This is a genomic window from Yersinia nurmii, assembly GCF_001112925.1.
Lineage (GTDB): Bacteria > Pseudomonadota > Gammaproteobacteria > Enterobacterales > Enterobacteriaceae > Yersinia > Yersinia nurmii.
Map to the genome: position 1 here is coordinate 547,082 of NZ_CPYD01000001.1, position 11,619 is coordinate 558,700.

The following is an 11,619-nucleotide window of genomic DNA, read 5'->3' on the forward strand; positions in this document are numbered from 1 at the left end:
TTTTAAACAATTAGCTATTCGACGTTCAACGCGTCATTAACCAAATTTTGCTGTTGTTTCTGGTGTACGGACATATAACCTACCGCCGGAGAGGCAGAGGCCGGACGACCGGCATAACGTAAAGAGGAACCAAAAGGAATCACTTCACGGAAGTTATGTTGGCTGCAATACCAGGCCCCCTGGTTCAGCGGCTCTTCCTGACACCAGACAAAGTCATGAACGTGGGCATACTGTTCCAGAACCGCTTGAACTGCCTGATGCGGGAATGGATAAAGCTGCTCGATACGTACAATAGCGACATCTTTCTGATCGTTCTTGCGACGCTGTTCCAGCAGATCGTAGTAGACCTTGCCCGAGCACATCACTACGCGTTTCACCGCTTTCGGATCCAATTCGTCGATTTCACCGATTGCCGGCAGGAAAGTGCCGTTAGCCAGTTCATCCAGAGAGGACACGGCCAGCGGATGGCGCAGTAAGGATTTCGGTGACATGACTACCAGCGGACGGCGCATCCCACGCAGAGCCTGACGGCGCAACATGTGGTAAACCTGAGCTGGAGTAGAAGGAATGCACACCTGCATATTTTGTTCGGCACACAGTTGCAGATAGCGTTCCAGACGGGCGGAGGAGTGCTCCGGACCCTGACCTTCATAGCCGTGCGGCAACAGCATAACCAGACCACACATACGGCCCCATTTCTGCTCGCCGGAGCTGATGAACTGATCGATAACCACCTGAGCACCGTTGGCAAAGTCACCGAACTGCGCTTCCCAGATGGTCAGGGTACGCGGTTCTGCGGTGGCGTAACCGTATTCGAAGGCCAGTACCGCTTCTTCTGATAGGACAGAGTCCCACACGGTGAAATCGCCCTGACCGCTGTGAATGTTTGCCAAAGGCACATACACTGAGCCGTTTTTCTGGTTATGAATCACTGCGTGACGGTGGAAGAAGGTACCGCGCCCCGCATCTTCACCGGAGAGACGAATCGGAATACCTTCATCTACCAGCGTGGCGTAGGCCAGAGTTTCAGCTGCGCCCCAATCGAACGGTTTGTTACCTGCGGCCATTTCAGCACGGTCACCGTAGATTTTCGCTACGCGAGACTGCATTTCGATAGCTTCCGGCGCCTGGCTGATACGACGCGCCAGCTCTTGCAGGCGTTTCATCTCAACTTTGCTCGGATATTCTTCATCCCACTCGTGGTTCAGATACGGTGACCAGGTGAAGGATTGCAGGTTCATCGGACGCCATTCTTCAACCACGCAATCTCCGTGATCCAGCGCATCGCGATACAGGTTGACCATTTCCGTGGCATCTTCCAGGCTGGCAATTTTTTGCTCAGTCAGCTTGTCAGCATAGATTTTGCGCGGCGTCGGGTGTTTTTTGATCTTCTGATACATCACTGGCTGAGTTGCACTTGGCTCATCGGCTTCGTTATGGCCGTGGCGGCGGTAACAGACCAGATCGATCATCACGTCACGTTTAAAGGTGTTACGGAAATCCAACGCCAGACGGGTAACAAACGCCACGGCTTCCGGATCATCAGCATTGACGTGGAAAATCGGCGCCTGCACCATTTTCGCAATATCGGTACAGTACTGAGTCGAACGGGCATCTTGCGGATTGGAAGTCGTGAAACCAATCTGGTTGTTGATGACGATACGAACGGTGCCGCCAACTTCATAACCGCGAGCCTGCGACATGTTCAGAGTTTCCTGAACCACGCCTTGACCGGTAATCGCCGCATCACCATGGATGGTGATTGGCAGAACCATATTGCTACGAGCTTTATCCAGACGATCGCGGCGGGCGCGAACGGAACCGATGACAACCGGGCTAACGATTTCCAGATGAGACGGGTTAAAGGCCAGCGCCAGATGAACCAGGCCGCCTTCAGTTTCTACATCGGAGGAGAAACCTTGGTGATATTTAACATCGCCAGTCCCCAGATGTTCTTTATGTTTACCGGCAAATTCATCGAATAAATCTTCCGGTTTTTTACCCAGCACGTTAATCAGGACGTTCAGGCGGCCACGGTGCGCCATCCCCAGAACGACTTCACGAGTACCGTTTTTACCTGCGTGACGAATCATCTCTTTCAGCATGGTCACCAGCGAATCGCCGCCTTCCAGCGAGAAGCGTTTGGCACCAGGGAATTTGGCTCCCAGATAACGTTCTAACCCTTCCGCAGCGGTCAGTTCGCTCAGGAAACGACGTTTCTCTTCATCACTGAACGTTGGTTTCCCTACGACAGATTCGATGCGTTGCTGAATCCAGCGTTTTTCTTCCGTGTTGGTGATATGCATGTACTCGGCACCGATAGACCCGCAATAGGTCTGTTTCAGTGCGGCATACAGATCGGCCAACTTCATGGTTTCCTTGCCGATGGCAAAAGAACCCACGTTGAAGGTGTTCTGGAAGTCTTCTTCAGTCAGGTTGTGGTAAGCAGGATCGAGATCTGGCACCTCTTCCTGTTTCCATAAACCAAGGGGATCGAGATTAGCATGCTGATGGCCGCGGAAGCGGAAGGCGTTGATTAACTGCAACACCTTAACTTGCTTAGCATCAGTATCAGGATCGTTGATCGCGGAGTTATAACGGGTGGTATCTTTCGCTAGTCGACGGAAGTACTCACGCGTTTGAGAGTGGAATTGATCAGGTTTTACACCCGTCGCAGGTAGTTGTTGAAAAATTGAACGCCAACTATCATCAACGGAACCAGGATCTGTCAAATAATCTTCATAGAGCTGCTCTATGTAGGACTGGTTCGCGCCCGCCAGATAGGAGGAATCCAGCCAGGCCTTCATTGCGCCGTTCTGCATCATGATCCCTTAAGCTTTGAAGCTTCAGTTTTCGCCGTGGTTAACATATATACCGTGAAGTAAACGGTTTGCCGTAAAAACGGTTCACTCGACGTGCTCAATGCACGTTCTGCTATGGACCTAATCGGTCCCTTTCAAGGAACCTCTAGAAACAGACAACGCGTCGGCTTTTAGAGATTCCCTACCTTTATTATCACCCGGGAAAATTATTCCCCGGGTTTATAAACTCACATCATGCACTTCGTTGCAACAACATAGACTTAATATGGCCTATTGCGCGAGTAGGATTAAGGCCTTTTGGGCAAACACTCACACAATTCATAATACTGTGACAACGAAAGACACTGAAAGCATCATTAAGGTCGTCTAAACGCGACTGCGTTTCAGTATCACGGCTGTCTATCAAGAAGCGATAAGCGGCGAGTAAACCAGCCGGTCCAACGAACTTATCCGGGTTCCACCAGAACGACGGGCAAGAGGTTGAGCAACAGGCGCACAGGATACATTCGTACAGACCATCCAGTTTTGCCCGCTCTTCCGGAGATTGCAGATGCTCACGCGCCGGTGGGTTTTTGCCGTCATTAAGCAGGTAAGGCTTAATTTTTTCGTATTGGGTGTAGAACTGGCCCATATCGACCACTAAATCACGCACCACAGGCAAACCCGGCAACGGGCGAATAACAATCTTCTTACGACCATTGGTTAACGCTGAAACCGGCGTAATACAGGCCAGGCCGTTTTTACCGTTCATGTTCAAGCCGTCTGAGCCGCAAACGCCCTCACGACATGAGCGACGGAAAGACAGGGTAGGATCTTGTTCTTTCAGCTGAATTAGCGCATCCAGCAGCATCATATCCCGGCCTTCTTCCGCTTCCAGGCTGTAATCCTGCATATGCGGCGCATCATCAACGTCCGGGTTATAACGATAAATCGAAAATTCGAGTTTCATGACTCACTCCTCCGCAACGGGTTAACTCGGCAAACGCATTAGTAAGAACGCACTTTCGGCGGGAACGCCGCGCGTAGCTTAGGCTGCATGTTCACCTCACGGCGGGTCATGCTCTCGGTTTGCGGTAGATACAACGAGTGGCACAGCCAGTTCGCATCGTCACGCTCCGGGAAGTCGAAACGGCTATGAGCACCGCGACTTTCGGTTCGGTAGTTTGCGGACACCGCTGTGGAAAACGCTGTTTCCATCAAGTTTTCCAGTTCCAGACATTCGATACGCTGGGTGTTAAATTCGCTGGAAGTGTCGTCCAGACGCGCATTTTTCAGGCGTTCACGAATCACTTTCAGTTCTTCCAACCCTTTTGCCATGGCATCACCTTCACGGAATACCGAGAAGTTATGCTGCATACAGGATTGCAAGGCTTTACGGATTTCCACCGGATCTTCACCGCTTGGCGTGTTATTCCAACGGTTCATACGATCCAACGAGGCTTCAATATCCGAATCGCTGGCATCGCGGCTTGGCCCTTGCTCCATTAAGGATTCCTGCAAATGCATACCGGCAGCGCGACCAAATACCACCAGATCCAGCAGCGAGTTGCCACCCAGACGGTTCGCGCCATGTACGGATACGCAGGCAATCTCACCGACGGCAAACAGACCCGGAATCACGACGTCTTCACCTTTTTCATTCACGGTAATCGCCTGACCGGTCACTTTGGTCGGAATACCACCCATCATATAGTGGCAGGTTGGAATAACCGGAATCGGCTCTTTAACCGGATCAACGTGAGCAAAGGTGCGGGATAATTCCAGAATGCCCGGCAGACGTGACTCCAGAACATCTTTGCCCAAATGATCCAGTTTCAGTTTGGCATGTGGGCCCCAAGGACCGTCACAGCCACGACCTTCACGAATTTCGATCATAATGGAACGGGCGACTACGTCGCGACCGGCCAAATCTTTGGCGTTTGGCGCATAACGCTCCATAAAGCGTTCACCGTGCTTGTTCAGCAGATAACCGCCTTCCCCACGACAGCCTTCGGTCACCAATACGCCAGCACCCGCGATACCCGTAGGGTGGAATTGCCACATTTCCATGTCCTGCACCGGAACGCCGGCACGCAGAGCCATGCCGACGCCGTCGCCGGTATTGATGTGAGCATTGGTTGTGGACTGGTAGATACGCCCTGCTCCGCCGGTAGCCAATACCGTCGCGCGAGCTTTGAAATAAACCACTTCGCCGGTTTCGATACAGATTGCGGTACAGCCGACAAAAGCACCGTCCTGATTTTTCACCAAATCCAGCGCATACCATTCGGAGAAGATAGTGGTATTGTTTTTCAGATTTTGTTGATAAAGAGTGTGCAACAGCGCATGACCGGTACGGTCAGCTGCCGCAGCGGTACGTGCCGCCTGACCGCCGCCGAAGTTCAGTGATTGGCCACCAAACGGGCGCTGATAAATGGATCCATCTTCCAGACGAGAGAACGGCAGCCCCATATGTTCGAGCTCCAGCACCGCTTCCGGGCCGGTTTTACACATATATTCGATGGCGTCTTGGTCACCGATATAATCGGAGCCTTTCACCGTGTCATACATATGCCATTCCCAGTTATCTTCGTGGGTGTTACCCAGCGCAACGGTAATACCGCCCTGCGCAGATACCGTATGAGAACGGGTTGGGAAAACTTTGGAAATCAGGGCGCAAGACAACCCCATTTGAGAAATCTGCAAGGCTGCGCGCATACCTGCGCCACCTGCACCAATAACAACAGCGTCAAACTCTCTGACTGGCAGTTTCATTTAAGCTCCCCACACCACAATAGTTCCGTACAGTAAGTAAACCAATAACGTAATAACCACGGCCAGTTGTAAGACCAGACGCAACGCCAATGGCTTTATATAGTCCGTTAATACCTGCCACAGCCCGATCCACGCGTGAGCAAGAATCGACAGCAGTGTCAGCAAGGTAAAGACTTTGGTGATGGAAGAGGCGAAGAAGCCACGCCAGATTTCGTAGGTGATGTCCGGGGCAATGGCAACAAAGCCCAGGATGTAGAGTACATATAGGGTAATGACGATCGCAGACGCACGCAGAAGCAGCCAATCGTGTACGCCATTACGCCCTAACGCAGAAGCATTGCTTACCATACCAGGACTCCAGCCAGAACTGACAGCACTAGGGTGATGCCCATCGCCACTTGGGCAGAACGGGTACCCGCCGCTAAACTTTCTTCGAGATAGCCAAAATCCATTAATACGTGGCGAATGCCCACGACAATGTGATAGGCCAGTGCAGTAAGGATTCCCCAGAAGATGAATTTAACAACAAAGCTATTCATGATGGCGGAGGCCTGCATGAATCCCTCGTAGGACGAGAGAGACAGACCCAGTAGCCAGAGGAGGATACCCACAGCAACGAAGGTAATGACGCCAGAGACTCGATGTAAGATGGACGCTATCGCAGTAACAGGAAATCGGATGGTTTGCAGATCCAAGTTGACAGGTCTTTGTTTTTTCACGGTTTTGCCCACACAGCTCTTATTATTTTCCTTCCTCCGGCCTGGGCGGGGATCAGACAGCGTTATGAGTCGTAACCCTTCACATCACAAATTTCACATTACGTCCTGAGTGTCAAAAAATGTGTGCTCTGTATAACGCTGGGTGCTCCTACTTCAGGGTAATCCGGAGACCTGGCGGCAGTATAGGGGGTTCACATTCTTATTACAATTCCCACACAAACTGATTGATAACATTTGCCTTGAACAGTGATTAGGATCACGATTTACACAATTTAAATAAAATTAATTATCTGATTTGACAAAGAATAAACATTTCCATTACAACTAGGGGATAAATAAGCCCTATGATGCACGAAAGGTCTACGGATACACTTCCTTATGGACATAAGTTGTGCAACAGTGTGTAAGTAAATACCCCTAATAAAATCGTAGGCAATGATTAGAAAAATATAAGTATCCGACAAACCGTTAACAATCACGTAACGTCGCCTGACACTCCAACGTGCCGGATCGCTGGTTCTATTAGCAACATGCTCTGTACCCTAAATCGCGACTTGAACGATGAATAAAACAGGGTGCTGCTGATAACCGATAAGGCATACCACAGGCACAAAAGACATTACAGTTGTTAAGGGTTTTAAAATATAGCGCTAAGGAGACTGTAAATGGCTGACAAGAAAGCGACGCTAACTTTGACTGGCGAAGCTACGATTGAACTGGGCGTACTATCCCCGACTTTGGGTACCGATGTTATCGACGTACGAACCTTAGGTTCCAAAGGCTATTTTACCTTTGATCCCGGTTTTACCTCCACTGCGTCCTGCGAATCAAAAATCACCTACATCGACGGTGATAAAGGCATTTTGCTGCATCGTGGCTTCCCAATCGATCAGTTAGCGAAAGAATCGACCTATCTGGAAGTGTGCTATATCTTGCTGTATGGCGAAACGCCAACGCCGAAAGAATACGCCACGTTTAAAACTACCGTGACCCGTCACACTATGATCCATGAGCAGATTACCCGACTGCTGCAAGGCTTCCGACGTGACTCTCATCCAATGGCCGTACTTTGCGGTGTGACAGGCGCACTGGCTGCGTTCTACCACGATGCATTGGATGTTAACAACGAGCGTCACCGCGAAATTACCGCTTTCCGTTTGCTGTCCAAAATGCCGACGGTTGCCGCAATGTGTTACAAATATTCCCTTGGTCAACCTTTCGTTTATCCACGCAACGATCTGTCCTACGCCGGCAACTTCCTGCACATGATGTTCTCTACTCCATGTGAAGAATACAAAGTGAATCCGGTATTGGAACGTGCAATGGATCGCATCTTCATCTTGCACGCTGACCATGAACAAAACGCCTCCACATCTACCGTGCGTACCGCCGGTTCTTCTGGCGCTAACCCGTTCGCCTGTATCGCTGCTGGGATTGCCTCCCTGTGGGGACCCGCTCACGGTGGCGCGAACGAAGCCTGCCTGAAGATGCTGGAAGAAATCAAAACCGTTGAGCACATTCCAGAATTTATCCGTCGTGCCAAAGACAAAAATGACTCCTTCCGTCTGATGGGCTTCGGTCATCGGGTGTATAAAAATTACGATCCACGCGCTACCGTCATGCGTGATACTTGCCATGAAGTGTTGAAAGAACTCAACCTGAATGACAACCTGCTGGAAGTGGCGATGGAGCTGGAACGTATCGCCCTGAATGACCCGTACTTCATCGAGAAGAAACTGTACCCGAACGTAGATTTCTACTCCGGTATCATCCTGAAAGCGCTGGGTATTCCTTCTTCCATGTTTACCGTGATCTTTGCTATCGCCCGCACCATCGGCTGGATTGCTCACTGGAACGAAATGCATGATGAAGGCCTGAAAATTGCTCGTCCTCGCCAGCTGTACACCGGCTACGCAGAACGCAAATTTACTAGCGAAATCAAGAAGTAAATTGACTCCTGTCACGATCTGAATCCAGGAGCAACCCGAGCATCAAACGCCACTTTTCAGTGGCGTTTTTTATGGCTGAAAAAGCGTTTTTATCATTGATAATTAATACTGACAGGCCGGGCACCAATAGAAAGGACGCGAAGAAATAGCAATTTTTTCAATCGGCTCACCGCACCGCTCGCAAGGCTGGCCGGTACGATTGAAGACCTTGAAACGGAATAATGCGCCGTGATGATGATTTTCATCCACCACGCCGCGCGTCGCGTAGGAAAGGCGTGGTACCGCCAATAAGGCCGAAGCCAGGGCCTGCAATGCCTCTGGAGTAAGATCCTGGGGTTTATGCGTTGGCGCCAACGCTGACAGCCACAGAATTTCTGCGCGTAAATAATTGCCCAATCCCGCCAAAAATGCCTGATCCAATAGCATTCCACCCAATTGCCGACGGCAAAACTGCGGCGACAATAACCGCACAATCACGTCATTTTCCGTGAGCGCCATATCCAGCACGTCTGGGCCAATGCGCCGCAAAAAGGGATGCTGTTCAATCACTTCACGCGGCCCAATATCTATATCAGAGGCGCTGTACAACAAAATGGCCTGCTCGGCCGTTTCCAGTCGTATTCGCAGATCTCGCTTGGTCTGCGGCGTTTCTCCTGCTTGAACCACTCGCCAGACTCCGTATAGCTGATTATGGCTATACAGCGTCAATCCATTGGAGAAATGCGTCAGCAAGGCTTTGCCCCGAGTTTGTATTGCATTTATCTGCTGATTAAGCAGCAAAGATTGATAAGGCTTGAGCTGAGGAAAAGCAAACCATGCCCGTTTCAACGGTTTACCTATCACCGCCTCGGCAAGTTTATCCGCAGCTCGACGAATTTCTGGGCCTTCCGGCATTCTGCTCCTCCTTAAAACAACAAAGCGGAAGTCGCCCTCCGCTTTTTTTATTGATTATTCCAATAGGAATCAGTGCGTCGCGCCGCCAGATATATGCAAATCGTGTTCAATTTGCAACGCCACGGAAATAGCAACTTCCAGCGCGATCAGGACCGACTGAGCCGACATACTTGGCGAACCAGGGTGGTTTACCGCTTGCTCCGGCAAATAAGGGATATGAATAAATCCTCCCTTCACCTCGTTGTCCTGTTGATGTAAACGATGCAATAGACCGTACATCACATGGTTACACACGTAGGTTCCAGCAGTTTGGGAAACCGAGGCCGGAATTCCCGCCTCGCGGATCCCCTGCACCATAGCTTTGATGGGCAAACGGGTAAAATACGCCGCCGGGCCATCCGGCACGATCGGCTGGTCTACCGGCTGTTGTCCCAGATTATCCGCAATACGCGCATCATCCACATTAATTGCGACACGTTCAATGGTGATATCTGCACGACCACCGGCCTGTCCAATAGCCAGAACCAATGCCGGTTGAGTGGCATCAATAGCCGCATTCAGCGAGGTTAAGGCTTCGCCAAAAGCGCAGGGCAGCTGATGAGCCACCACCCGAACGCCGGAAAGCTGCATATCATTCAATTGCTTAACCACTTCCCACGACGGATTGACTCGCTCGCCGCCAAAAGGCTCAAAACCGGTAATTAATACGTTTTTCATCACTTCTCCTACAGGAACATCAGGAAATACAGTAAGAATACGTTAACAATCAATAAAGTTACGCCGGTTGGAATCTGCGCCTTAATCACCGCATTCTTGTCAGGCAACTCCAGTAGCGCTGCCGGAACGATATTAAAGTTAGCGGCCATTGGTGTCATGAGCGTGCCACAATAACCGGAAAACATCCCGATAGCCGCCATAACCGCCGGATTACCGCCGTGCTGTAATACCAGAATTGGGATCCCGATCCCAGCGGTAACAATCGGGAATGCCGCAAACGCATTCCCCATAATCATGGTGAGCACCGCCATGCCGATAGCATAGACGGCTACGGCGATAAAGCGATGATCGACAGCCAGATATTCTTGCGTCAAATGGGCAATCGCCGTTCCCACGCCCGCTGTGGTGAATAACAGGCCTAAAGTGGCTAATATCTGCGGCAGAATAAAGGCCCAACCGATGGAATCCAGTAAACGGCGCGCTTCCTGAACCGGCTGCGCGGCAGTTTCTTTCGTCATCACCACGGCAATAATCAGGCCGAGCACACAGCCTAGGGTCATAGAGAACAGCGTCACCAACGTGGCATGGTTACCGCTGCCAAACACCCACAAATCTAACGCTGGAATGTTGTTGAATAACAGGACGCCAATGACCGTTACGACCGGAATTGCTAGCGCTGGAATAAACAGGCGGTTCCCCAGTTTCTTAGCGCTCACTTCGCGCTCCACCGGCGTGCGCTGATGATAGCGACCTAACCGAACGCCACCAAAACCGGCGATCAGCGCCATAATGACCACCACCACGCCCACGGTGATATTCAGAATGCGTTTCTCATCCGGGCCGTCGCCGCCCAGCGTATTGGCCAAACGGTAAGTCCAGTCTCCTACCAGAAAAATCAGTCCGTACAATCCCCAAAACAGACCGGTGGTAATTCGACGCGGGTTAGCTTTGTCGCGAAATGACATAAAGGCGACAATCAGTAGCACTACGCCCGCCAGCCAATAGAGATATTGTTGTTGGAATATCATTTCGACGCCCCTTTCTCAGCCAATGCCGACTGATTCAGCGCCGTCAGTTCTGCCGCCAGTTGTTTATCTAAACGCTGCAAGCGATATGCGTGAATGATAAATGCACAAATCGCAGTCGGAATTCCCCACAGGGCAATATGCAGCGGTTCGGTTTGAATACCGCCAGACTCCAGCATAAAGTTATGCATAAAGATAATCGCACCGAATGCGACGAATATATCTTCCCCAAAGAATAATCCCACGTTATCCGTGGCCGCCGACATAGCACGCAAACGGTAGCGAACTTTCGCCGGTAATTCGCCATAACGCGTTTCCGCCGCACCTTCGGCCATCGGAGCCAATAAAGGACGGACCATTTGCGGATGTCCGCCCAGACTGGTCAACCCCAGCGCTGCCGTGGCTTCACGCACAAACAGATACACAATCAGCAGACGACCAGAGGTAGCGCTTTTTATTTGTGAAATCCATGCCTGCGCCCGTTCCTTCAGGCCGTGGCGCTCCAGTAGACCTATTACCGCCAGCGGCAGTAATAAAATCAGCGGCAGGTTTCGGGTATTCAAAAAACCTTCACCCAGTTTTTCTAATATGGTGGCGATAGGCATCAAAGCCGCTACGCCGGTAATAATGCCGGCGGTAATCACCACCAATACGGCATTAATACGCATTAAAAATCCGATGACAATTGCCGCAATACCAATGAGCGGCCAGAGATTGACGGTCTGTTCCAAATGTATTC

General features: G+C 50.8%; 10 protein-coding genes. 1 reads left to right on the forward strand and 9 read right to left on the reverse strand.

Annotated features, from left to right (window positions below):
- Positions 1-14: 14 nt before the first annotated feature.
- The 5 genes from sucA to sdhC form a co-directional block, all read right to left on the reverse strand.
- Entirely contained in the window at positions 15-2,822 is a 2,808-nt protein-coding gene (gene sucA / locus AD970_RS02440) for a 2-oxoglutarate dehydrogenase E1 component (RefSeq protein ID WP_049596730.1), read from the reverse strand.
- A 232-nt stretch (positions 2,823-3,054) separates the two neighbouring features.
- The gene (locus AD970_RS02445) at positions 3,055-3,771 is read right to left on the reverse strand and encodes a succinate dehydrogenase iron-sulfur subunit (protein WP_049596731.1); all 717 of its coding nucleotides are present in this window, start codon (positions 3,769-3,771) and stop codon (positions 3,055-3,057) included.
- Between the two features lie 38 nt (positions 3,772-3,809).
- On the reverse strand, positions 3,810-5,576 hold the full coding sequence (gene sdhA, locus AD970_RS02450; protein ID WP_049596732.1) for a succinate dehydrogenase flavoprotein subunit: 1,767 nt from the start codon (positions 5,574-5,576) through the stop codon (positions 3,810-3,812).
- Positions 5,577-5,924, reverse strand: coding sequence for a succinate dehydrogenase membrane anchor subunit (sdhD, locus tag AD970_RS02455; RefSeq protein ID WP_049596733.1), 348 nt, complete (start codon positions 5,922-5,924; stop codon positions 5,577-5,579).
- Entirely contained in the window at positions 5,918-6,307 is a 390-nt protein-coding gene (sdhC, locus tag AD970_RS02460; protein WP_049596734.1) for a succinate dehydrogenase cytochrome b556 subunit, read from the reverse strand. Before sdhC ends, sdhD begins: the two co-directional genes overlap by 7 nt.
- A gap of 653 nt (positions 6,308-6,960) precedes the next feature.
- Here sdhC and AD970_RS02465 point away from each other — a divergent pair.
- Complete coding sequence (locus AD970_RS02465) at positions 6,961-8,244, forward strand: citrate synthase (protein ID WP_049596735.1); 1,284 nt, start codon at positions 6,961-6,963, stop codon at positions 8,242-8,244.
- A 102-nt stretch (positions 8,245-8,346) separates the two neighbouring features.
- Here AD970_RS02465 and nei read toward each other — a convergent pair whose 3' ends face one another.
- From nei to AD970_RS02485, 4 genes are all read right to left on the reverse strand, one after another.
- Positions 8,347-9,138 (reverse strand): endonuclease VIII, encoded by a 792-nt coding sequence (gene nei / locus AD970_RS02470; RefSeq protein WP_049596736.1) that lies wholly within the window; start codon positions 9,136-9,138, stop codon positions 8,347-8,349.
- 69 nt (positions 9,139-9,207) lie between these two features.
- Complete coding sequence (gene pcp / locus AD970_RS02475; protein ID WP_049596737.1) at positions 9,208-9,855, reverse strand: pyroglutamyl-peptidase I; 648 nt, start codon at positions 9,853-9,855, stop codon at positions 9,208-9,210.
- A gap of 8 nt (positions 9,856-9,863) precedes the next feature.
- Positions 9,864-10,883 (reverse strand): DUF979 domain-containing protein, encoded by a 1,020-nt coding sequence (locus AD970_RS02480; RefSeq protein WP_049596738.1) that lies wholly within the window; start codon positions 10,881-10,883, stop codon positions 9,864-9,866.
- Positions 10,880-11,611 (reverse strand): DUF969 domain-containing protein, encoded by a 732-nt coding sequence (locus AD970_RS02485; protein WP_049596739.1) that lies wholly within the window; start codon positions 11,609-11,611, stop codon positions 10,880-10,882. Before AD970_RS02485 ends, AD970_RS02480 begins: the two co-directional genes overlap by 4 nt.
- Positions 11,612-11,619: the final 8 nt, after the last annotated feature.

Coding starts and splice junctions, on each gene's coding strand:
- sucA (WP_049596730.1), bottom strand. CDS start 2,822: ATGCAGAACGGCGCAATGAAGGCCTGGCTGGATTCCTCCTATCTGGCG.
- AD970_RS02465 (WP_049596735.1), top strand. CDS start 6,961: ATGGCTGACAAGAAAGCGACGCTAACTTTGACTGGCGAAGCTACGATT.
- AD970_RS02480 (WP_049596738.1), bottom strand. CDS start 10,883: ATGATATTCCAACAACAATATCTCTATTGGCTGGCGGGCGTAGTGCTA.
- AD970_RS02445 (WP_049596731.1), bottom strand. CDS start 3,771: ATGAAACTCGAATTTTCGATTTATCGTTATAACCCGGACGTTGATGAT.
- pcp (WP_049596737.1), bottom strand. CDS start 9,855: ATGAAAAACGTATTAATTACCGGTTTTGAGCCTTTTGGCGGCGAGCGA.
- nei (WP_049596736.1), bottom strand. CDS start 9,138: ATGCCGGAAGGCCCAGAAATTCGTCGAGCTGCGGATAAACTTGCCGAG.
- sdhA (WP_049596732.1), bottom strand. CDS start 5,576: ATGAAACTGCCAGTCAGAGAGTTTGACGCTGTTGTTATTGGTGCAGGT.
- sdhD (WP_049596733.1), bottom strand. CDS start 5,924: ATGGTAAGCAATGCTTCTGCGTTAGGGCGTAATGGCGTACACGATTGG.